This window comes from Pseudomonas sp. AC463, from assembly GCF_979253585.1.
The window spans coordinates 1-21934 of record NZ_CEEDDZ010000027.1 but is presented as its reverse complement, the minus strand read 5'-3'; the positions used below and the strand labels follow the sequence as shown (position 1 = coordinate 21934).

Annotated in this window: 17 protein-coding genes; 14 read left to right on the top strand and 3 right to left on the bottom strand. The window is 64.5% G+C overall.

The features are described from left to right. The first annotated feature begins 15 nt into the window (after positions 1-15). The gene (locus AC0IYH_RS26105) at positions 16-912 is read left to right on the top strand and encodes an alpha/beta fold hydrolase (RefSeq protein WP_471836932.1); all 897 of its coding nucleotides are present in this window, start codon (positions 16-18) and stop codon (positions 910-912) included. Here the strand turns inward: AC0IYH_RS26105 and AC0IYH_RS26100 are convergent. After that, positions 909-3116: an ATP-binding protein gene (locus AC0IYH_RS26100; protein ID WP_471836930.1), complete on the bottom strand. Its 2208-nt coding sequence runs from the start codon at positions 3114-3116 to the stop codon at positions 909-911. The genes AC0IYH_RS26105 and AC0IYH_RS26100 overlap by 4 nt on opposite strands. A 108-nt stretch (positions 3117-3224) precedes the next feature. Further along, the gene (locus AC0IYH_RS26095) at positions 3225-4193 is read right to left on the bottom strand and encodes a GlxA family transcriptional regulator (protein WP_471836928.1); all 969 of its coding nucleotides are present in this window, start codon (positions 4191-4193) and stop codon (positions 3225-3227) included. A gap of 90 nt (positions 4194-4283) precedes the next feature. Between AC0IYH_RS26095 and inhA the strand changes: the two genes are divergently transcribed. Further along, positions 4284-4964, top strand: a complete 681-nt coding sequence (inhA, locus tag AC0IYH_RS26090) for an isonitrile hydratase (RefSeq protein WP_471836926.1) — start codon at positions 4284-4286, stop codon at positions 4962-4964. Between the two features lie 46 nt (positions 4965-5010). On the opposite strand, the gene AC0IYH_RS26085 is transcribed toward inhA, so the two are convergent. After that, on the bottom strand, positions 5011-5640 hold the full coding sequence (locus tag AC0IYH_RS26085) for a LysE family translocator (RefSeq protein WP_471836924.1): 630 nt from the start codon (positions 5638-5640) through the stop codon (positions 5011-5013). Positions 5641-6265: 625 nt separating this feature from the next. On the opposite strand from AC0IYH_RS26085, the gene AC0IYH_RS26080 reads away from it, so the two are divergent. Genes AC0IYH_RS26080 through AC0IYH_RS26025 form a run of 12 tightly spaced genes read left to right on the top strand, consistent with a single transcriptional unit; the run spans position 6266 to position 21626 of the window. Further along, the gene (locus AC0IYH_RS26080; RefSeq protein ID WP_116630549.1) at positions 6266-7705 is read left to right on the top strand and encodes an undecaprenyl-phosphate glucose phosphotransferase; all 1440 of its coding nucleotides are present in this window, start codon (positions 6266-6268) and stop codon (positions 7703-7705) included. Continuing rightward, positions 7705-9168 (top strand): mannose-1-phosphate guanylyltransferase/mannose-6-phosphate isomerase, encoded by a 1464-nt coding sequence (locus AC0IYH_RS26075; RefSeq protein ID WP_471836922.1) that lies wholly within the window; start codon positions 7705-7707, stop codon positions 9166-9168. The genes AC0IYH_RS26080 and AC0IYH_RS26075 overlap by 1 nt, the downstream gene beginning before the upstream one ends. A 1-nt stretch (position 9169) precedes the next feature. Then, positions 9170-10081, top strand: a complete 912-nt coding sequence (locus AC0IYH_RS26070) for a glycosyltransferase family 2 protein (RefSeq protein WP_471836921.1) — start codon at positions 9170-9172, stop codon at positions 10079-10081. Positions 10082-10110: 29 nt separating this feature from the next. Next, on the top strand, positions 10111-10887 hold the full coding sequence (locus AC0IYH_RS26065; RefSeq protein ID WP_471836919.1) for a polysaccharide biosynthesis/export family protein: 777 nt from the start codon (positions 10111-10113) through the stop codon (positions 10885-10887). A gap of 14 nt (positions 10888-10901) precedes the next feature. Next, complete coding sequence (locus AC0IYH_RS26060) at positions 10902-12893, top strand: GumC family protein (protein ID WP_471836917.1); 1992 nt, start codon at positions 10902-10904, stop codon at positions 12891-12893. Further along, complete coding sequence (locus tag AC0IYH_RS26055) at positions 12893-14083, top strand: glycosyltransferase (RefSeq protein WP_471836915.1); 1191 nt, start codon at positions 12893-12895, stop codon at positions 14081-14083. The genes AC0IYH_RS26060 and AC0IYH_RS26055 overlap by 1 nt, the downstream gene beginning before the upstream one ends. Then, the gene (locus AC0IYH_RS26050) at positions 14073-15401 is read left to right on the top strand and encodes a glycoside hydrolase family protein (protein WP_471836913.1); all 1329 of its coding nucleotides are present in this window, start codon (positions 14073-14075) and stop codon (positions 15399-15401) included. Before AC0IYH_RS26055 ends, AC0IYH_RS26050 begins: the two co-directional genes overlap by 11 nt. Before the next feature lie 8 nt (positions 15402-15409). Beyond that, a complete protein-coding gene (locus AC0IYH_RS26045; protein WP_471836912.1) occupies positions 15410-16627 on the top strand; it encodes a glycosyltransferase family 4 protein in 1218 nt (405 codons plus the stop codon). Then, positions 16618-17721 (top strand): glycosyltransferase family 4 protein, encoded by a 1104-nt coding sequence (locus AC0IYH_RS26040; protein WP_471836910.1) that lies wholly within the window; start codon positions 16618-16620, stop codon positions 17719-17721. The genes AC0IYH_RS26045 and AC0IYH_RS26040 overlap by 10 nt, the downstream gene beginning before the upstream one ends. Positions 17722-17723: 2 nt before the next feature. Continuing rightward, a complete protein-coding gene (locus AC0IYH_RS26035; protein WP_471836909.1) occupies positions 17724-19151 on the top strand; it encodes an O-antigen ligase family protein in 1428 nt (475 codons plus the stop codon). After that, positions 19151-20560, top strand: coding sequence for a murein biosynthesis integral membrane protein MurJ (murJ, locus tag AC0IYH_RS26030; RefSeq protein WP_471836907.1), 1410 nt, complete (start codon positions 19151-19153; stop codon positions 20558-20560). The genes AC0IYH_RS26035 and murJ overlap by 1 nt, the downstream gene beginning before the upstream one ends. Before the next feature lie 22 nt (positions 20561-20582). Then, positions 20583-21626, top strand: a complete 1044-nt coding sequence (locus AC0IYH_RS26025) for an acyltransferase family protein (RefSeq protein ID WP_471836905.1) — start codon at positions 20583-20585, stop codon at positions 21624-21626. Positions 21627-21934: the final 308 nt, after the last annotated feature.

Genomic DNA, 21934 nt, shown 5'->3' with positions numbered 1-21934 from the left:
AGACAGGAACCCATCATGCCCACCCTGCTCTACGCCCGCACCCCCATGCTCAACATCGCCTACGAAAGCCACGGCCCCACCGGCGGCAAACCCGTCATCCTGCTGCACGGCTTCCCCTACGACCCCCGTGGCTATGACGCAATCGCCCCAGCGCTGGCCGGGCGCGGCTACCGGGTACTGGTCCCCTACCTGCGCGGCTACGGCCCCACACGGTTCATCAACCCACAAATCATGCGCTCCGGCCAACAAGCCGCCCTGGCCCAGGACCTGCTGGACTTCATGGATGCACTCGAGATTCCAAAGGCCACCCTCGCCGGCTACGACTGGGGTGGCCGCGCCGCCTGTATCGTCGCCGCACTCTGGCCACACCGGGTGCACGGCCTGGTGACCGGCGACGGCTACAACATCCAGGACATCGCCAAATCCCTCAAGCCACGCGCGCCCGAGACGGAGCATCGGCTGTGGTACCAGTTTTACTTCCACACCCAGCGCGGCGTGGACGGGCTGACCGCCAACCGTCGTGAGTTGTGTGAGTTGCTGTGGTCACTGTGGTCACCGACCTGGGCCGCGGGGCCGGGCCTGTATGCACAGACGGCACCGTCGTTCGATAACCCGGATTTTGTCGAGGTGGTGATTCACTCTTATCGCCACCGCTTCATGTATGCGCCCGGCGACCCGGCGCTGGAGGCCATCGAGCAGGCGCTGGCGCTGCAACCGGCGATTACGGTGCCGAGCATTTCGCTGTGTGGTGCCGATGACGGCGTGGGCCCGCCGCCGCAAGAGGATGACGACGTGGAACACTTCAGCGGCTTTTACCGGCGCCAGGTGTTGCCCGGCGTGGGCCACAATATTCCCCAGGAGGCGCCGCAAGCGACGCTGGCGGCACTCTTTGAGCTGCTCGAGCGGCCCTAAACCGCCGCCGGGATCCTGAAGCTGAACACACTGCCCTGCCCGGCCACGCTCTCGGCCCAGAGCGTGCCACCGTGGGCCTGGATGATGCCGTGGGAGATATACAAACCCAGGCCGCTACCGGTGGGGTTGCCCTCGCGGGAAGTCCAGTAGCGCTCGAAGATGTACGGCAGTTGCGCCTCGCCGATCCCCACGCCGTTGTCGCACACGCGAAACAGCACTTCATCGTCTGCCGCCTGGGCGATCACCTCAATGGCGCCGCCCAGGTCGGTGAACTTGAGGGCGTTGCCGAGCAGGTTGGAAAACACTTGGAACAGCCGCTCCGGGTCGGCCTGGACGCGCAGCCTCGGCTGGGCGCGCCACGTCAGGTTGATGCCCTTGGCCGCCGCCAGCGGGTGCCACATCAGGCCGAGCTGGTCGAGGGTCGCGCGCACCTCCAGCGGTTGCAGGGCCACCCGGTAGCGCCCGGCCTCGATGCGCGAAATATCGATCAGGTCTTCGAGCAGCGTGTTCATGCGCGACGTGGCGGTCTGCATGGTTTCAATCGCCGTGGTCAGGCGCCGGTTGGCCTTGGTTTCTTCGACGGGCACCAGCTTGCGCATCATCCCGCATTGCATCAACAGGATGGTCAGCGGGCTGCGCAGGTCATGGGAGACCACCGCCACCAGCTCATCCCGTGCACGCACGGCGGCATGCTCGCGCTGCACCTGGCGCGCCAGGTCATGCTCAAGGGCGTTACGGCGCAGGCTCTCCACCGCCTGCAATTCAGAGCTCGACCACTGCTGCGCCTTGCCGTCGACTTGCTGCTTCCATAATTCAAACGACTGGCGCGGGCTCAGTGAGGTGGCCAAGGCTTCGCGCTGTTTTATCGGCTCGCCGCTCCAGTGCACCGTGGTCTTGACCTCGGGGCGAAACCACATCACGGCGTTGTCCACCGGTTTGGGCAGGCGAAACGCCAACAGGCCACTGGCGACATCTTGGTAGGCGGCGGCTGGCGCAAAGTCCGCACCCAGTTGGTGACTGGCAACTACGCCTTTTTCCTGCTGACGGACCCACGGGTAGAGCGCGCGGATTTCCTCTTCGCCGGGGCATACGCCAAAGCAGTGCAAACGCTCCTCCACCAGAATCGCCAGCCCGCTGGCCGCCGTCAGGTTCAACAAGGTCTGCGCGTGCGGCCGCAGGCTCTCCATCACGTCGCAGGTGTCCTGTGCCATGGCACTGGCCAAGACGTCGATCATGGCGGTTTTTTCCAGCTGCTGACGCCGCGCCTCCTGTTCCTGCAGCAAGGTGATCTGCATCGACAGCAACTGGCCAACACTGGTGCAGGCCGTGCGCAGTTCATGGGGCACGCGCAATGGCTCGCGGTGGCCACAGGTGATCAGGCCCCAGAGCTGCTCGTCCTTGATCAGCGAGATGCTCATGGAGGAGCGCACACCCATGTTTTTCAAGTAATGGCAGTGCACCGGCGACACGCTGCGCAGCACCGCAAAGCTGAGGTCCAGGGCCTGGCCGGTGTCGGGGCGCAGGGCCGGCAGGATCGGCACCGGCGTATAGGCAGCATCGGGAATCACCCGGATCCAGTTCAGCCGGTAGAGTTCTCGGGCCTGGGGCGGAATATCCGAGGCTGGGAAACACAGGCCCAGGTACGGCTGCATGCCGTCGCTCAGGGATTCGCCGATCACCTTGCCGTGGCCTTGCGGTTCGAAACGGTACAGGGTGACCCGGTCGTAACCGGTCAATGCACGGATTTCGGTGACACAGAGCTGGTACAGCCCATCGAGGGTCTTGGCCGACTGCAAGCGACGCAGGGTGCGAGCGACGTGCAGGGCTGCCGCATGCTGGGGCAGCACGCTGCGCTCCAGCTCCAGAAACAGCAGCCCCTGGTGGCGGTGCAGCAAGGCGTCGTATTGCTCGCCCTTGAGGGTGACGTGATGCAGCTCGTCCTCATCGGCATCCAAATCCGCAAGGGCCAGCCGCACCTGGGCCAGCGCCGCCTCACCGATCAGGCTGCCCAGCGCCTGGCCGGTCAACGACGCAGCGCCCAGGCCCAGCTCGGTATTGACGTTGGTGCTGGCCTGCAGCACCGCCAGCGTCGGCTCGCTGAGGGTCAACAACAGGCCATGGGGCTGGATCGCGCCAGGAATATGAATAGGCTCGCTGGCGCAGTCGTCACTGAGGACGGCGCCGGTCGCAGGCAATGGTTTCATGGGCAGCGTCACGCCGGGGGCGGAGGGAGTAGCGGCGCAGCACTTCGAGCTGACTGCGGAAGGTAGTCCGCCAACATAGCACCTTGGTTCAACTGTGTACGTTTTCGTTCAAGCCGGCGCGCAGAAGCGCTCGCGATAGGCCTGGGGCGTGACTTCCAGGGCGCGCACAAAGCTGCGGCGCAAGGTCTCTTCACAGCCGAAACCGCACTGCACGGCGATGCGCTTGATCGAGGCCGTGCTGTCGGCCAGCTGGCGGCGCGCGGTTTCCACGCGGATCAACTCCACGGCGCGCGCGGGCGTCTGCCCGGTTTCCGCGCGATAGTGGCGCACAAAGCTGCGCTCGCTCATGCCCGACTGGGCGGCGAGGGTTGCGATGCTGAGGTCGAGGGTGAGGTTTTCGGCGACCCAGGCGTGCAGTTCGGCAAAGCGGCTGCCGCCCTTTTGCAGGGCCAGGGTCACGCTGAATTGCGATTGGCCGCCGGGGCGCTTGAGGAACACCACCAGGTGGCGCGCTACTTCCAGGGCCACGGCGCGGCCCAGGTCTTCCTCGACCAGCGCCAGGCACAGGTCGATGCCGGCGGTGACCCCGGCAGAGGTCCACACCGCGCCTTGCTGGATAAAGATCGGGTTGGCTTCCACCGTCAGCGCAGGGAATTTGCGCGCGAGTTCTTCGCAACGAGTCCAGTGGGTGGCGACGCGGCAACCGTCGAGCAAACCGCTGGCGGCCAGCAGGAAGGCGCCGGTGCACACCGAGGTCATTCGCCGGGTGTGCCGGGCTTTTCCGCGCACCCAATCCACCAGCGACAAGTCTTCGGCAGCGCCATACACGCCCCAGCCGCCGGCGATCACCAGCGTGTCACACGGCGCGTCGGCGGCGGGCAGCGGCTGCGCCACCAGCGCGAGGCCGGCGGAGGTCATCACCGGCTCGGCCTGGTCGGCGATCACATTGACCGCGTAGGGCAACGGCAAGCCGCGCTGGCGCGCCAGGTCGTTGGCCGAGGCGAAGACCTGCAACGGCCCGGTCACGTCGAGCACCTGGGCATTATCAAAAGCGAGCACGTGGATGAGTCTGGGCATGATTGGCGTGATTTGTGGGCTCAATGGCGTATTCGCCAAAGCCTAGGCCTCTAGAGTGAAGCCGTCCACCCCTTTATCGGAGCTTCATTCATGACCTTGCAGATCGGCTTCCTGTTGTTCCCCGGCATCCAGCAACTGGACCTCACCGGCCCCTATGACGTGCTCGGTTCGCTGCCGGACGTGAAGCTGCACCTGGTGTGGAAAGACCTCGCGCCGATCACGTCCAGCACCGGCCTGGTGTTCACCCCGACCACCACCTACGCCGACTGCCCGACCCTGGATGTGATCTGCGTGCCCGGCGGTTCGGGCGTTGGCGCCTTGATGGAAGACGAGCAGACCCTGGACTTCCTCAAGGCTCAGGCGCAGACCGCACGCTACGTGACCTCGGTGTGCACCGGCTCACTGGTACTCGGCGCGGCGGGTTTGCTGCGCGGGCGCAAGGCGACCACCCACTGGGCCTACCACGACATGCTCGCCCCGCTCGGCGCGATCCCGGTCCAGGACCGCGTGGTGCGCGACGGCAACCTGTTCACCGGTGGCGGGATTACCGCCGGCATCGACTTCGCGCTGGTGCTGGCGGCCGAGTTGTACAGCGAGGCGGCGGCGCAACTGGTGCAGTTGCAGATCGAATACGCGCCAGCGCCGCCGTTCAACGCCGGCAGCCCGCAGACGGCGCCCGCGCATGTGCTGGAAGAGGCGAAAAAACGCGTAGTGGAGTCACGCAGGGTGCGTGGTGAGATCACTGCACGGGCGGCGGCACGGCTGGGCTGACGCAATACCTGTGGCGAGGGAGCTTGCTCCCTCGCCACACGGGCATTCAGTTGGGCCGCGACATCAACGCCAGGCGCACGGCCAGCAGCGTCAGCACCGTTGCCAGTCCCCACTTTTGCAGCAACGCGCCTTGCGAGCGCTTGGCAAAAAATCGGCTCAGCGCTCCGCCAAAAGCCCCCAGCAGCAGGTGAAACACTGCCGCGATCAACGTCAACACCCCGCCGAGCAGCATCAGTTGCGTGGCAATGGCTCCCGCCTCAGGCCGCACGAATTGCGGCAGGAACACCAGAAAAAACAGCAGCGCCTTGGGGTTCAGCAAACTGTTTAACATGGCCTGCCAAAATACACGGCCCAACGGTATTCGACTGACGTGAGCCGCGTCCAGGCGCGGGCTTTTCTGCAAGGTCTTGAACGCCAGCCACAGCAGATAAACCACCCCCGCATAACGAATCAGATCAAACGAGGGCGGCCAACTGGCCACCAACGCCGTCACCCCGGTGGCCGTCAACACCGTCAGCAGCAGGTCCGCCACGCCAATCCCCAAGGCCGACGCCACCCCGCCGCGCCAGCCATGGGTCACGCCATGGCTGATCACAAACGCCATATTCGGCCCCGGCGATAACAACAGCAGCAGCACCGCACTGGAAAAAACCGCCAGGGTCGCAAGGTCGATCATGCTCAAGCCCTCCGCAGGAAAACCCGCAGATTAGCCGGCAGCGTCCAGGCCAACAAAAAATTGTGCTGGATACATTGTTCAGCGCAATGCCGGCACCAGTGATTTCTCTTGGGAACAGCCTGCCGGGGCAACTTCAATGGTAAATCGCAGCCTTTCACAGTTAGTTTGAAATGCAACTCACGACCAGACGAAACCCCTATTGGCACGGCACTTAGTGCACCCTGCCTCACACTCTTTGTCCCCCCTTTCCCTTCCCCGATTGAAAAAGGTTTTTCCTTTCGCAGGAAAAATTTGATATTTGTTCCTACACTCAAAAACACAGCCATTCACCGAGTGTTCGGACAAGGAAAGTCAATAAAATGACACTAAAGAGATTGATTAACCTGTCTAGCATGCCACCTCCGCGCTATAGTCAATTAATTGACCACCACAAAAAGGGAACACTCCTTTAGTCACTACCCCGCAGATTCCCTTCAACTGCATAGCTTTGTTTGGTTTATGCATTTGGATTGATAGTTGCGTATTACCCAGAGTAGCCGTAGTTCGACACGCGTTCTAAAGCAGCCACTGCTTTATTGAACAAATCCTCGAACAGCAGAGTCTGGAGTGCAATGAGGAATGTTTTATGCGAGAGAAGTCGTCCGTCGACAGCCTGTTTTTAACACGTGCCGGTTTTGTTGAGTTCTTTGTTGTTTTCGTCAAGTTGATCCATGGCCTCTCTGCCATCCTGCCGCCTCTGGTCCTGGTGATTTTCATCGACCCGTTGGACCCTGAGCTGCGCGCCCACTTCATCGGGCTGCTGGTATTTTTCGCGGTGCTGACCATCATTCTGTTCCAGGCCCTGGGGATCTATTCCGAGGAGCTGTTCAGCAACCGCCTGCGCTTGAAAACCAAGGTCAAGGCCTGGTCGGCGGCGTTCTGCATCCTGCTGTTCATGTACCAGATCCTGCAGTTTTTCCCGCAATTGACCCCACGTAACCTGCTCGTCTGGTACTTCGCCAGCCTGGCCCTGTTCTGCCTCGAACGCCTGCTGATGCTGCGCCTGTACCGCAAGCTGATGCGCGCCGGCAAATACCTGCAGCGCACGGTGATCCTCGGCTTCACCGACACCGCCGTGCACGTCGCCGACCACCTGCAACGCAACGGCGATATTCGCTCCGGGCTGATTGGTTTTATCGACGACCGCACCGAGCGTATCCCCAAGGAACTGAGCAACCTGCCCTTGCTGGGCAACACCCGCGACCTGGAAAAGCTGATCCGCGGCCAGCAGGTCAACCAGGTGATGATCTGCCTGCCGTGGGCCGCCGAGCAGCGCATCCACGGGCTGGTCAACCGCCTGCGGCAGATGTCGGTCAACGTGATGCTGGTGCCCGACATGGCCGCCCTGCGCTACGGCCACAGCAAGATCACCGATGTCGGCGGCATCCTGATGTTCAACACCTCGCAACTGCCATTGCGCGGCTGGTCGCCGGTGATCAAGCGCCTGGAGGATTTGCTGCTCGCCAGCCTGGCGCTGGTGTGCCTGGCGCCGGTGATGGTCGCCACGGCGATTGCGATCAAGCTCGACTCCAAGGGCCCGATCCTGTTTCGCCAGAACCGCTACGGCTACAACGACAACGAAATCCGCGTGTTCAAGTTTCGCTCGATGTACACCGACCAGAGCGATTTCACCGCCGAACAACAAACCACCCGCAAAGACCCGCGCATCACCCGCGTGGGCCGCATCATTCGCAAGACCAGCATCGACGAGCTGCCGCAGCTGTTCAACGTGCTGCTGGGCAACATGTCGATGGTCGGCCCGCGCCCGCATGCCACGGCGACCAAGGCCGCAGGCATTCCCTTCGAAGTGGCAGTGAGCGAATACAGCTCGCGCCACCGGGTGAAGCCGGGCATCACCGGCTGGGCGCAGATCAATGGTTACCGGGGTGAAACCGACACCCTGTTCAAGATCCAGAAACGTGTCGAATACGACCTCGAGTACATCTCCAAATGGTCGGTGTGGTTTGACTTGTACATCGTCTTCATGACGGTCCCCGCCGTCCTTTCCACCAAGGAAGTCTATTGATGAACACCCTCAACGGATTAATTCCCTGCATCATTTCCGGTGGGTCGGGCACGCGGCTGTGGCCGGTGTCCCGGCAGAACATGCCCAAGCCGTTCATGCGCATGCGCGACGGCCAGAGCCTGCTGCAAAAGACCTTCCAGCGCGCGGCCAAACTGCCCGGCGTGGAAAGCGTGTTGACGGTGACCAACCGCGACCTGCTGTTCCGCACCCTGGACGACTACCGTGGGGTCAACAAGGCCCATCTGCCGCTGGACCTGTTGCTGGAGCCCTTTGGCCGCAACACCGCAGCGGCGATAGCCGTGGCGGCGCTGCATGTGCAGGAGCATTTTGGCGGCGACGCGCAGTTGCTGGTGATGCCAGCCGACCACCTGATCCTCAATGAAGTGGCGTTCGCGGCGGCCGTGACCCAGGCCCGCGAGCTGGCCGAAGCCGGCTACCTGGTGACCTTCGGCATCCAGCCCGACCACCCGGAAACCGGCTTTGGCTATATCGAGCAAGGCGAGCCGTTGAGCCATGGCAATCGGGTCAAACGCTTCGTCGAGAAGCCCGACCTGGCAACCGCCCAGGGCTACCTGGACGGCGGCAAACACCTGTGGAACGCCGGCATGTTCTGCTTCAAGGCCGGCACCCTGGTGGACGAACTCAGCGCCCACGCCCCGGATGTGCTGGCAGCTGCCCGCGCCGCGCTGGAACACAGCCAGAGCCTGCAGAACAAAACCTCGCGCCAGCGTGAACTGGAGCCAGAAGCCTTCGGCAGCGCGCCGGACATTTCCATCGACGTGGCGCTGATGGAAAAATCCGCGCAAGTCGCCGTAGTGCCCTGCGACATCGGCTGGAGCGACATCGGCTCCTGGGAAGCCCTGCGCCAACTCACCCCCAGCGATGCCCATGGCAACCAGGTCAATGGCGAGGCGATTTTGCATGACGTGCACAACTGCTACATCGACTCGCCCAAGCGCGTATTGGGCGCGGTGGGCGTGCGCGACCTGATCATCGTCGACACCCCCGACGCGCTGCTGATCGCCGACGCCAACCGCAGCCAGGACGTGCGTTACATCGTCGCCGAACTCAAGCGCCAGAACCATCCGGCGTACAGCCTGCACCGCACCGTCACCCGGCCGTGGGGCACCTATACCGTGCTCGAGGAAAGCAGCCGCTTCAAGATCAAGCGCATCGTGGTCAAGCCCCAGGCGTCGCTGTCGTTGCAGATGCACCACCACCGCAGCGAACACTGGGTGGTGGTCAGCGGCGCGGCGCAGATCACCAATGGCGAACGCGAATTTCTGATCAACGCCAACGAGTCCACCTACATCCCGGCCGGGCACAAACACCGCCTGACCAACCCCGGCATCATCGACCTGGTGATGATCGAGGTGCAGAGCGGCGAGTACCTGGGCGAGGACGACATCGTGCGCTTCGACGACATCTACGGCCGCGCGCCCGCCCTCGATGTGAAGCAATAATATGCGCACGTCCCTGATCATCCCGACCCGTAATGCCTCCAGCCACCTGGCGCGCCTGCTGCCGGCGCTGCAGATGCAAACCCTGCAACCGGACGAGATGCTGGTGGTCGACAGCGCCTCCAGCGATGACACCGTGGCGCGCTTTCGCGAGTTCGGCGCGCGAGTCGAAGTGATCGACGCCCGCGACTTCAACCACGGTGGCACCCGGCGCTGGGCCAGCGAGCAAGTGGGCGGCGACGCTTTGATTGTGATGACTCAGGACGCCATCCCCGCCACCCCGGACACCTTCGTCAACCTGATCGATGAATTGCAGCAAGACCCGCTCAACGGCGTGGCCTACGGCCGCCAACTGCCGCACCCGGACGCCGGTGTGCTGGGCGCGCAATCGCGGCACTTCAACTACCCGGCGCAGAGCCGCAGCAAAAGCCTGGCGGATGCGCCTGAACTGGGGATCAAGACCTGCTTCAGCTCCGACTCGTTTTCGGTGTACCGGCGCAGTGCGCTGGAAGCGGTGGGCGGTTTCCCCGCCGACGTGATCGGCAGCGAAGACGCCTACGTGGCCGCGCGCATGCTGCTCGGTGGCTTCAAGGTGCGCTACGCCGCCACGGCGCAGGTGCACCACTCCCACGATTACAAACTCATGGATGAGTTTCACCGCTACTTCGACATCGGCGTGTTCTACGGCCGCGAACCGTGGATCCGCCAGGCGTTTGGCGATGCCGGCGGCGAAGGCAAGCGCTATGTGCTGGCCGAGCTCGCCGCCCTGCGCCAGGCCGGTGCCCTGCACCGCGTGCCCGAAGTGCTGGTGCGCAGTGCATTCAAATTGCTCGGCTACCGGCTGGGCCATCTTGAGCGTCGTTTGCCGCTGTCCCTCAAGCGGCGCATCAGCATGTTTCCCGGTTATTGGAGGTGAGCAGCATGACCCACAGGAAGTCCCCCTTGATGAAAAGAACCGTGCTCGCTCTGGCCATGCTGGCCCTGGCCGCCTGCAATACCCCGGCACGCATCGCGTCACCGGACAGCCAGGCCGTCGAAGACGGCAAGCGCGCCCTCGACCAGCTCGCCCAGTTGCCGCCGGCGGTCGAACGCATCCGCGTCGGCGACCAGTTGCGTATTGTGCGCGACGCCGGCGAGATGCCGACCCTGTCGGCGTTCAACGTCAGCACCATCTACGAGCTGACGCTGTACACGGTGCAAACCGACGGCAAGATCAACTACCCGTTCCTCGGCCCGATCCAGGTGGCCGGGCGCCAGCCCTCGGACCTCGCCACCGAGCTGACCGGCAAGCTCGCGCAGACCTACCGCGAGCCGCGTGTGACGGTGAACATCAACCAGGCACCGGCAAATTCGGTGATCGTCGGCGGCGCGGTGAACAACCCCACGGCGGTGCAGATCGCCACGGCCAACACGCTGGAACAGGCGATCCTCGGTGCCGGCGGGGTCAACCCGGCGGGCGACGCGAGCATGGTCGCGCTGCTGCGTGAAGACGCCCAGGGCGCCTATCACGCCTACTTCCTGGACTTCAGCCAGTTGCTCAAGACCGGCCCCAACGGGCGCAAACCCGTGCGCCTGCAACGCGGTGATGTGGTGTTCGTGCCCAAATCCAACGTGGGCGAACGCATCCAGGGAGTGGACACCTACATGAACCAACTGATCCCGTTCACCAAGTCCATCGGGGTTGGCTACAACTACACGCGCACCAGCGGCGGCAATAACTAAAGGAGCGACATCCCATGATCGAGATCCGTTCTTTTCGTGATCTGCTTCGCCTGTTCTTCATCTTCCGCCACGAGTTCAAACTCGCAGCGATTGCCGCGCTGGTGATCATCTTGCTGGGCGCATTCCTGCTGCCGGCCAAGTACGAATCCACTGCGCGCCTGCTGGTGAAACCGGGGCGCGATTCGACCCTGCCGATCGAGATCAGCAACCGCCAGGCGCTGGTGATGCCCAGCACCCAGCGCGACCCGATTGTCGATGAAGAGCGCCTGCTGACCGGGCGCCCGATCGTGCGTGCGGTGGCCGAGCACTACCTGGAAGTGATCAACAACGCGCCGCCGCCGGAAGGTTTTATCAAGAAAACCAAGCACTACGTCAAGCAAGGCATCGGCGCGGTGTTCGATGGCCTGCGCGTGGTCCTGGAAACCGTCGGCGTGGTGGAAAAAACCACCCCGGTGGAACGCCTGGCCGCAGGCCTGGAGAAGAGTTTTGAAGTGAGCCACGCCGCCGGTTCCACGGTGATGGACATCAGCTTTACCTGGAGCGACCCGGAAATCGCCCAGGCGGTGGTCAAGGATTGGGTCGAAACCTACATCAACGAACGCACCCAGGCCCTGGGGCGCAAGAGCCTGTACGCCTTCTATGAAGGCCAGGCGGCGAACAGCGCCACCGAGATCAAGAGCTACAAGGAACAGATCCTCACGCACCTCAACCAGATTGGCGCGGCGAGCATCACCGACCGCCTGGAAGACTTGTCCGAGCGCATCAACGTGCTGCGTGGCGAAGTGTTCAACACCACGCGCCTGATCGCCTCGTCCGACAGCGCCATCCAGAGCACCCGCAGCCAGCTCAAGGGCCAGCCCAAGGAAGTCACCACGGTTCGCCAGATCGCGCTCAACCCGCAGCAGCAGGATTTGCGTCGCCTGCTGAACCAGAAGCTGCTGGAAAAAGCCGACATGATGCGCACCTACACCGACAACGCGCCGCCGGTCAAAGCCCTGGACGCCTCGATCCGCGCGATGCAGGGCATGGTCGCCAGCGAGAGCAACACCGTGCAGGCCTCGGAAAACCGCGCGCCGAACACCCTGGAAATCCACTTGCAGCGGGTGCTGCTGGATGAGTCGAGCAACAACCTGGCGCTGCGTACCCAACTGGTGGAGCAGCAGAAACAACTGGTGAATCTGGAGGGCCAACGCAAGGAGGCTCTTGAGATTGAACCGGAACTGGCGCGCCTCTCCCGCGAGCTGAACACCACTGAGCGCAACTACGCGCTGTACGTCGACAACCTGGAAAAATCGCGCATCGACCGTGAGCTGGACAACAGCCAGATCAGCAACATCGCCGTGATCGAAGAAGCCACCCTGAACCCCGGCCGCATCTTCCCGAAAACCCTGGTGATGCTGGTGCTGGCGATCCCGTTTGCGATCGTCGTCGGCCTGCTGGTGATCTACCTGTGCTACCTGCTCGACCAGCGCATCCACGACGGCGGCCTGGTGGAACGCAAGTTCGGCCTGCCGCTGTGGACCACCCTGCCGGAGCTGGACACCACCACCGCGCAAAGCACCAACGCCTTCAACGCAAGCATCTACCGGCTGTACAGCCTGTTGCAGCCCGCGCGTATCGCCGAGCAGGGCCTGACCCTGGGGCTGACCTCGGCGCGGCATGGCGAAGGCGTGACCTTTGTGGTGGAACAACTGCGCCAGTTGCTGCGCGAGAACGGCATCAATGTGCGGGTCGGCGGGCTCGAAGCCGCCGCGCCGGGCGAAGTGGTGCTGCTCGACGCCTCGGCGTTGCTCGACAACCGCGAAGCGTTCATCACGCTGCGCCGCGCCGACCTGATCGGGCTGGTGGTGGAAGCGCGCAAAAGTACTGTGCCGGTGGTGGAACACGCGCTGTCGATCCTCAACACCGCGTTCGGCAAGGTGGACGGCATCATCATCAACCGTCGCAAGTTTGAAGTGCCGAGCAAAGTGCTGCAGACCATCGGCAAATACCGAGGGGCAGTCTGATGCGTATCGCCCTGCTCGCGCCGTTGCCGCCAGAGAAAAACGGCATCGCCGACTACGCGAACCATTTCCGCACGGCGCTGGAGCAGTTGGGTGTGACGGTGCTGACGCCGCTGGCGGATGTGCCGGGCAACAGTGCGGCGATCAAACAGGCCGTCGCGACCTTCAACTGGCAGACCGTGGACCTGGTACACGCCGAGCTGGGGGGCGGGCGCCTCGGCGAGTTCCTGGCCCTGCGCGAGCTGCGCAAGGCCTACTCGCACCTGCCGCTGACCGCCACGGTGCACGACCCGGAGCGCATCGTCTGGCGGCGTGAGCAGTTGCCGTTCCCGCTGAACCTGCTGGAGCGTTTGCCCAGCCCCCTGCCCCAGGCCGCTGTGGTGCTGGCCGACCCGTTGACCCTGCGTGAAGAACGCCAGGTGGCGGCCGGTTTGACCCGCCTGATCACCCTCACCCGCCTGGGCGCCGAGTGCCTGAGCCAACGCATGCAGTTGCCACCGGGCAAGGTGGCAGTGATCAACCATGCCAACCTGGCGATCCCGCCGGCAGCATTGCCGCCGCTGGAGACCCTGCACCTGCTGTACTTCGGGTTTATCTACCGCGGCAAAGGCATCGAAGACCTGGTACAGGCCCTGGCGGACGTGTTCAACCAAGCCCCCGAATTGCGCGGCCGCGTGCGTCTGACCCTGGCTGGCGGCACCGCGGCCGAGATGGCCTTCGGCGCCGGCGGCAACTACCTGGAACAGCTGAAGAGCCAGATCGCCGAACTCGGCCTGACCGATTCCATCGACTGGCGCCTGAACCTGCCCGCCGACGAAATCGCCCAGACCATCCAGGCCCACCATGTGATGGTGCTGCCCTACCGCGAATCGAAAAAACTCGGCCTGCTCGGCCGCCAGCGTGGCACCAGTGGCGCGCTGTCCTGGGCCGCGGCGTGCGGGCGCGGGGCGATCACCTCGGATGCGCGCGCGTTTGCCGAGGAAGTCGCCAGCGGCAACGGCGCCATCTACCCCGAAGGCGATGTGGCCGCGCTCAGCGCACAGCTGCTGCGCCTGGCGCGTAACCCGTTGCTGGCCCGCGACTGGGCCGAACGCGCCGGCGAAATCGGCCGCGAACGCCTGTGGCCGCTGACCGCACAGAAGTTCGCCGACCTGTTTGCCGAAACCATCGCCGGAGCCCGCCATGGCGCGTAAACGCACCTACCTGGCCACCCTGGCGGTGGTCGCTGTAATCGGCCTGAGCGCCTTTATCTGGGGGCGCCAGGCCGACGCCGAGAACCACGTGCTCAAGGGCAGCAAGGTGGTGGTGTGGAAGGATTTCCTGGGGGTGAACGCGCAGTTCCTGTGGTTCAGCCCGGCGCGTTACCAGATGCAGATCGACCGCCTCAAGGCCCTGGGCCTGGAGTGGGTGCGCCTGGATTTGCACTGGGATCAACTCGAGCCGGTGGAGAACCAGTACCAGGTCGCCACGCTGGATCAACTGGTCGGCAACCTGCAAAGCAACCAGCTCAAGTCGGTGTTCTACCTGGTGGGCTCGGCGCCGTTCGCCACCACCGCGCCGGTCGGTGCGCCCTACCAGGACCAGTACCCGCCCAAGGACCCGAACGTATTTGCCACGCGCATGGCGCTGCTGGCCCAGCGTTACCCCAGCGTCGACGCCTGGCAGGTATGGAACGAGCCTAACCTGCTCGGCTTCTGGCGCCCGGTGGCCGACCCGGCCGGCTTTGCCGCGCTGCTCACCGCCAGCGCCGCAGCCTTGCGGGGTGTGGCCCCGAGCAAGCCGGTGGTGGCCGCCGGCATGGCGTTCTTCAGCGAAATGCCCAACGGCCAGACCATGTTCGACGCCCTCGGCGCACTCGGCGTGGCCAGCCTGAACACGGTGATTTCCTATCACCCTTACACCCAACTGCCCGAAGGCAATGACCCGGCCAACCTGGACTTTGTCATCAAGACCAACGCGCTCAACCTGGCCCTGCGCAACGGCGGCGTGCAAACCCTGTGGAGCACCGAGTGGGGCTGGTCGACCTACCCCGGGCCCAAAGACGCCCAGGACATCATCACCCAGCAAGGCCAGGCCGATTACATCCTGCGTCGCGTGGCGCTGATGAGTGCGATGGATTTTGACCGGATCTTCCTGTTCACCCTCAGCGACCTCGACCAGCGCGCCAGCGTGCGCGACCAGTTTTATGGCCTGCTGGATATCGACGCCAACCCCAAGCCGGCCTACACCGCGCTGAAAAACTTCCTCGACATCAGCGGCCCGCAGCTCACCCCCGGCGACCCACCCGTGGCCGACCAATTGCCCGACGGCCTGTTCAGCATCGGCTGGACCCGCGCCGACGGGCACAAGCTGTGGTTCTTCTGGTCGGCCGAAGGCGGCAACGCACACTTGCCGAACCTGGCCAACGCGACCCTGTACGACCCGCTGCGCGGCACGCAAACCCCGGTGAGCGGCACCAACGGCCTGACCGTCACGGTCAAGCCGAACCTGCAAATTCTGTTATGGGACTGAGGCCTGCCATGCGCATTTTATGGATCCTGCCCTACTCGCCCTGGCCCGCCACCAGCGGCGGCAAGACGCGCCAGTTCCACCTGCTGCGCAGCCTCGCCGCGCGTGGGCATCGGATCACCTTGCTGCTGCATGACAAGCACCCCGTGTCGCTCACCGACCGCCAGGTGTTGGAGGCGCTGGTCGAACAGGTAATCATCCTGCCGCGCCGCCCGCTGCGCAGTGTCACGACCCTGGTGGCCGGGCTGTTTGCGCCCTACCCGCTGCTGGCGAGTGTGAACGGCCTGTCGGGCGAGTTGCAGGACACCTTCAACTGGTTGCTGGGTGAGCATTGGGACGTGGTGCAGATCGAGCACAGCTACAGTTTCCAGCCATACGAAGAAGCGCTTGCGCGTAAGTCCCAGCCGTTTGTGCTGACCGAACACAATGTGGAATCGGCCCTCGGCGCCGCCACCTACGACCGCCTGCCGGGCTGGTCGCTGCCGTTTATTCGCTACGACCAATGGCGCTACGCGCGTTGGGAACGTCGGGTGATGCGCCAGGCCGCGCGGGTGTTGGCAGTGACCGAAAGCGACGCCCAGGTGCTGGCGAAAATCGCCGGCAAGCCGGTGCCGGTGGTGGTCAATGGCGTGGACTGCGACCACTTCGCCAACGCTCGCCCCGACCCGTCGACACGCCGCGTACTGTTCCTCGGCAACTATGAATACGCGCCGAACGTGGACGCCATCGAGTGGGCCCTGGATGAGATCCTGCCCAAGGTCTGGGCGCGCTGCCCGCAGGCGCGCATGAGCGTGTGCGGGTTCGGCATGCCTGCCAGCTGGCGCGAACGCTGGCCGGACCCGCGCATCGAATGGCAAGGTTTTGTGCCCGACCTGCTGGAACTGCAATCAAGCAGTTCAGTGTTCCTGGCGCCGTTGCGCCATGGCGGCGGCTCCAAGCTCAAGGTCCTCGAAGCGCTGGCCGCCGGCCTGCCGCTGGCGAGCACCGCGCAAGGCGTGTCGGGGCTGGACCTGGTGGAAGGCCTCGACTACCTTGGCGGCCAGACCGCTACGCACCTGGCCGACGCCGTGGTGCGCCTGCTGCAGTTCCCCGACGCCGCCGCGCCCATGGGCGAAGCCGGTCGCGCCTATGTACGCCGAGCCCATGACTGGAGCGTCGCCGCCGGCCAGCTGGAGCAGGTGTACGCGAGCCTCGCGCCGCACAATCAAAAGGAGCCTGCATGCGTATAGGCCTGGATTACCGCACCGTCGGCACCTCGCCGCAATCGGGCATCAGCCGCCAGGTGTACGCGCTGGAAAGCGCCCTGCAGACCTTGCCGGGCATCGAGCTTGAGCGTTTTACCGTGGCGCCCCTGGGCGATGAAACCCGCTTGCAGGCCCACTGCCCGGACTGGGGTTGCGCGAAGACCGCCATGCACCAGCCGCAGAATCGCCTGCGCTTCGAGGCCGGTTTTTTGCCGCGCGCGTTGCGTGAGCAGCACATCGATCTGTACATCAGCACCTTCAACATGGGTTTGCCGTTGCCGCCCAAACCCAAGGGTTTGCGCACCGTGGTGCTGCTGCATGACCTGTTCCAGATCACCTTGAACAACTACCACGCCAACCGCCTCAAGGCGCTTATCTACAAGACCAGTGATCGGCTGTCGATTGCCCACGCGGTGCACAGCGCCGACCGTGTGTGGACGCCGTCGCAGTACAGCGCCGATGAAACCGCGCGGCTGTTTCCCAAGGCGGCGGGCAAGATTCGTGTGCTGCCTAACCAGGTCGATGGCTTTGCCGAGTTGGCCGCCGACCTGTCCGCGCGCCAATTGCCCGAGCGGTATTGGCTGCTGGTGGGCACGCGCGAGCTGCGCAAGAACGTGCCATTTCTGGTGGACGCCTGGCAGCAGGCGCGGCGCCAATCACCCCAGGTGCCGGAACTGGTGCTGGTGGGCAGCCTGGAGCACCTGCCCGAAGCCCAGCGCAGCCTGTCGGGGATTCGCGCGTTGAGCGGCGTGTCGGATGCCGAATTGCACGCGCTGTACCGCAACGCCTCGCGCCTGTGGCAGCCGTCCTATGCAGAAGGGTTTGGTCTGCCGGTGATTGAAGCGCTGAGCGTCGGCACGCCGGTGGCGGTGGCCAGTGGTACCTCGCTGGATGAAATCACCCCGCCGTCGGCGCCGCGTTTTTCGCCCACCGATGGCCCGGAGCTGGTGCAGCTGATGCTCAGCCTGGGTGGGCAACCCGATGAAGACACACCCGAGCAACGCCGCCAATGGGCCGCGCGTTTCAACCACCTCGCCTACCGCCGGCGCCTGGCCGAACTGATCGAGGAACTTACGTGAGAGTGAACCTGACAAGCCTCGTCGCGATCCTCTTTGGCCTGCTGTTTGGCGCGGTGGCCCTGTTGCTGTCACCGGCCAAGGCGTTCGTGGCCGTGGTCGGCCTGGCGGGGGCGGTAACCATCCTGCGCTTTCCGTTCTGGGGCCTGTTGCTGTTTGCCTTTGTGGCGACGTTCATGCCGTTTTCCACGGTCAACCTGGGCATCCGCAGTACGGTCAGCGAGGCGATCCTGGCGCTGACCTGGGGCGCGATCCTGTGGCAGAGCTTCCTCGTGCGCCTGCCCATGGCACCGAGCCTGACGCGCCGGCCCACCGACCAGATGCTGTTGTGGCTGATGCTGTTCAGCGTGTTCCCGTTCATTGTCGGCCAGGTCACGATTCACGCCGACACCAGCGGCGTGGCCAACTGGCTGCGCTGGCTGCTGAACCTGTCCGGAGTATTTATCGCCGCCAAATTGCTGGTGGACCACAAGCACCGCGAACACCTGGTGATCGCCCTGCTGCTGGGCACCCTGGCGATGCTGGTGCTGTCGATCGGGGTGTTTGTGCGTACGCGCTCCGGGGCCGGGATTGCGCCGATCCTGGCGCTGTTCAACTACGCCAACTTCGACATGCTCAAATTCGGCCTCGAGGCGATGTCGTCGCGTATGGGCTCGCCGTGGACCCACCCGAATGCCATCGGCGGGATCATGGCGTTGCTGCTGCCGCTGGCGTTCTGCTTCGGCATGACCGAGCAAGGCTGGAAGCGCGCACTCGGCCTCGGCGTTGCCTGCCTGGGGGCGGCGGCCTTGCTGTTGGCCAGTAGCCGCGGAGCGATGGTCAGCCTGGCGCTGGTGCTGGTGTGGATGGCGACGCGCCGCGTGCCGTACACCGGGCGCCTGTTGATGATCGGCGCGGCGCTGACCGTGGCGCTGGTGATCGCCTACCCACCGTTGCAGGAGCGCTTGGCGACGATTTTCTCCTCGAGCAACGCCAGTACCGAAGTGCGTTTCGACGAATACCGCATGTTCCCCCAAGCCGTGGCGGCCTACCCGTTCGGCATCGGCTTCAAGGTCGACCCGCCGGTGCCGGGCACGGATTTGCTGGGGATTTCCAACCTGTGGCTGAACTACATCTACAAGATCGGCATCGTCGGCATGCTGTTTTTTGTGGCCGTGACCGTGCGTTGGTGGCGTGAGGCGCGCCCGGAAAAAGGCCCGATCCGCCTGACCAAGGACAACGCCCTGTGGCTGGGCACGACCGGCGGGATTCTGTCGGCGCTGGTCAGCGGTTTGTTTGACCACTACTTCAGCTTTGCGGTGGTGATGGTCGCGCTGTTCTGGCTGATGGTGGGCATCAATGTGCTGGAGGCGCGCCGCTTGTTTCCGGCGCGGCTGGGGCAGGTCAAGGCCGTGGCGTCGCGCGGACCGCTGCTTGATGGCGCGCAACCCTGATGCTGGGCTCTGCCGCCTGGCTGACCGTGGCAACCCTGCTGGGCCTGTGCCTGGGCTTCGCCCGCGAATGGCTGCTGGTGGCGGCCTGGGGCGCGGGGGAGCGCAGTGATGCGTTCCTGATCGCGCTGTTTTTACCCGAGGCGTTGCGCATGTCGCTGGCCGGTGGGGTATTGAGCGCCGCCGCGCTGCCGCTGTACCTGGCGCGCAAGGACGGCGAGCGCCTGGACTGGCTGGCAGTGCTGTTCCCGGCGTTGATGCTGATTGCGCTGGTCACCAGCCTGCTGCTGACGCTGTTGGCGCCGTGGCTGGTGCAACTGCTCGGGCCAGGGCTGGCCGCCAGCGCCACCGCCTTGGCCGGGAGCAATTTGCAGATTGTCGCCTGGTGCGTGCCGGGCTTGATCCTGCACGCGCTGTTCAGCATTCCCTTGCAAGCCAGCGAACGTTTTGTGCTGGCCGGGCTGGGCTCGTTGCTGTTCAACCTGCCGCCGGTCACCTACCTGGCGCTGGCCGGCACCGCGACCCAACCACACGCGCTGGCCTTGGCCTGCCTGGCCGGCAGCCTGTTGATGCCATTGGCGCTGCTGCCGTCGATCTGGCGCCAGGGCTGGCGGCCGTGGCGCTGGCAACTGACCTTTGCGCCGTTGCGCGAGCTGGGCCAGCGCATCGGTCCCTTGTTGATAAGCAATGGCGCCAGCCAGGGCCTGGCGTTGATCGAACGGCTGGTGGCGTCGCTGCTGGGCGAAGGCGCGGTGACCTGGGTGAACCTGGCGCGCAAGCTGATGAACCTGCCGCTGATTGCACTGATGAGCCTCAACCAGGTGCTGCTGGGCATGATGAGCCGGCGCCAGGGCGACGCGCGCCAGGCCCTGCTCAAGCGCGGCCTGGAAACCGCCAGCCTGCTGACCCTGCCCGCCGGCGTCGGCCTGGTAGCGGCGGCGCCGAGCCTGGTGGCGCTGCTGTTGCCCAAGCAATCGGCGGATTCGCCGCTGCCGCTGTTGTTGGCGTGGTTCGCCGTGCCGCTGGTGTTTGGCGCCTGGAACGCCTTGCTCGCGCGTTACGCCTACGCCGCCGGCGACACGCGCCAGCCGTTGCGCTGCGAGCTGCTCGGCAGCCTGGTCAACGTGCTGCTGCTCGGCGCCCTGCCCTTCGTGTTCGGCCTGGCCGGTATCCCCTTGGCCGCGCTGGCTGGAGTGCTCTGCACCGCCCTGCTGCTGATGCAACGCCAGAGTCTGCTCGATGCCCTGCCCTGGGCCCGACATTGGGTAATCAGCGCGGGCGTGATGAGCCTGGCCGCGCTGCTGCTGTTTCGGATTGACGGCGTGTGGCTGCAACTGGGGCTGAGCACCCTGGCCGGCGCCGTGGTGTTGCTCGCGATGGGGCTGTGGCTCAAGCCGTGGCGCAAGGCATGAATGATCGGTTGGGGAAACGTGGATGAAGCATCGTTGGATTCAAATGGACATCGCCAAGGGCATCGGCATCCTGGTGATCGTGTACGCACACAGCTGGTTCGTCGCCACCTCCCCGGACCTGATGTACCCGATTCTGGCGTCGTTTATTTTGCCGCTGTTTTTCTTCCTGTCCGGGGTGTTCTTCAAGCCCGAGCAGCCGTTTGTGGAAATGGCGGTGCGCAAGGCCGATGGCCTGCTCAAGCCGTTTTTCTTCACCATGCTGCTGTACGTCACCGTGCGCGCCGTGCTGCGTGGCCAGCCGCTGCTGCCGGATATCGGCGGCGTGCTGTATGCCTCGGTGGACACCATCCCGTGGCAGGCGATGTGGTTTCTGCCGCACTTCTGGGTGGCGATCCTGTTCAGCTGGGTGGTGCTGCGGCTGATCCAGCGCCTGTCGCTGCCGGTGAGCTGCGGGGTGATGCTGGTGCCGCTGCTGCTCGGCATCTGGATGCTGCCGTGGTTCTGGCAATTGCCGGTGACGTTTAGCGAACACACGTGGGTGCTGCCGGGCTTGCCGTTCAGCCTGGATATCACCTTGATCAGCAGCACCTGCTTTATCTACGGCTACCTGCTGCGCGACTGGCTGCGCACCCATGCGGGCTCGTGGCTGACCCTGCTGGTTGCCGTGGTGCTGTTCGCCGCTGTGTTCCTCTACCGGGGCGATACCATGGACCTGGCCCAACGCCGCTATGACCACTGGTTGTGGACCAGCCTGTTGGCGGTGATCGGCGTGTACGCGTGCTGGGCTTTGGCGCGGGTGCTGATGGTGTCGGCGCTGGTGACCCGGGCGATGACCTACATCGGCCAGTCGACGTTGATCCTGTTGATCTTTCACGGTGAGATCCAGCACAAGACCTTTGACCTGATGGAACGCCTGGGGCTGCACGCGTTTGTCGCGGCGTGCGTTGGTTTTGTGGTGGCGGTGGTGGTGCCGCTGTTGATCGGGGAAGTGATCAAGCGGGTGGCGGTTTTGCGGTTTTTCTACTTTCCGTTTCCGGTGCGTAAGGCGCCTGAAGCGCGCCGCTGAAACAAAAATGTGGGAGGGGGCTTGCCTGCGATGGCGGTTTGTCGGTGTACATATCCGTTGTTTAGGTAACGGCGGATTATGGTTCCGCCCTTACGGCGGGTCACTTTGGAAAAGAGCCCCAAAGTAACCAAAGGGCTCTTGCCCCTACACTCGGCACCTCGCCTAGGCTCGGTGTGCCCTCTCTCCGGCTTGAATCCGTGGGCCGCCGCAATGGGCCATCCTTGGCCCAGTGCGGCTAACCCGGCGTCCTGCCGGGTTACCCACGGATTCAAGCCTGCGTTCGGCCAGCGTGTTTAACGGGGCGCCTA

What these genes read in the sequence shown, in the direction of transcription:
- AC0IYH_RS26050 (WP_471836913.1), top strand. Translation starts at nt 14,073, where the DNA reads ATGGCGCGTAAACGCACCTACCTGGCCACCCTGGCGGTGGTCGCTGTA.
- AC0IYH_RS26065 (WP_471836919.1), top strand. Translation starts at nt 10,111, where the DNA reads ATGAAAAGAACCGTGCTCGCTCTGGCCATGCTGGCCCTGGCCGCCTGC.
- AC0IYH_RS26075 (WP_471836922.1), top strand. Translation starts at nt 7,705, where the DNA reads ATGAACACCCTCAACGGATTAATTCCCTGCATCATTTCCGGTGGGTCG.
- AC0IYH_RS26080 (WP_116630549.1), top strand. Translation starts at nt 6,266, where the DNA reads ATGCGAGAGAAGTCGTCCGTCGACAGCCTGTTTTTAACACGTGCCGGT.
- AC0IYH_RS26040 (WP_471836910.1), top strand. Translation starts at nt 16,618, where the DNA reads ATGCGTATAGGCCTGGATTACCGCACCGTCGGCACCTCGCCGCAATCG.
- inhA (WP_471836926.1), top strand. Translation starts at nt 4,284, where the DNA reads ATGACCTTGCAGATCGGCTTCCTGTTGTTCCCCGGCATCCAGCAACTG.
- murJ (WP_471836907.1), top strand. Translation starts at nt 19,151, where the DNA reads ATGCTGGGCTCTGCCGCCTGGCTGACCGTGGCAACCCTGCTGGGCCTG.
- AC0IYH_RS26045 (WP_471836912.1), top strand. Translation starts at nt 15,410, where the DNA reads ATGCGCATTTTATGGATCCTGCCCTACTCGCCCTGGCCCGCCACCAGC.
- AC0IYH_RS26105 (WP_471836932.1), top strand. Translation starts at nt 16, where the DNA reads ATGCCCACCCTGCTCTACGCCCGCACCCCCATGCTCAACATCGCCTAC.
- AC0IYH_RS26060 (WP_471836917.1), top strand. Translation starts at nt 10,902, where the DNA reads ATGATCGAGATCCGTTCTTTTCGTGATCTGCTTCGCCTGTTCTTCATC.
- AC0IYH_RS26025 (WP_471836905.1), top strand. Translation starts at nt 20,583, where the DNA reads ATGAAGCATCGTTGGATTCAAATGGACATCGCCAAGGGCATCGGCATC.
- AC0IYH_RS26070 (WP_471836921.1), top strand. Translation starts at nt 9,170, where the DNA reads ATGCGCACGTCCCTGATCATCCCGACCCGTAATGCCTCCAGCCACCTG.
- AC0IYH_RS26085 (WP_471836924.1), bottom strand. Translation starts at nt 5,640, where the DNA reads ATGATCGACCTTGCGACCCTGGCGGTTTTTTCCAGTGCGGTGCTGCTG.
- AC0IYH_RS26055 (WP_471836915.1), top strand. Translation starts at nt 12,893, where the DNA reads ATGCGTATCGCCCTGCTCGCGCCGTTGCCGCCAGAGAAAAACGGCATC.
- AC0IYH_RS26100 (WP_471836930.1), bottom strand. Translation starts at nt 3,116, where the DNA reads ATGAAACCATTGCCTGCGACCGGCGCCGTCCTCAGTGACGACTGCGCC.
- AC0IYH_RS26095 (WP_471836928.1), bottom strand. Translation starts at nt 4,193, where the DNA reads ATGCCCAGACTCATCCACGTGCTCGCTTTTGATAATGCCCAGGTGCTC.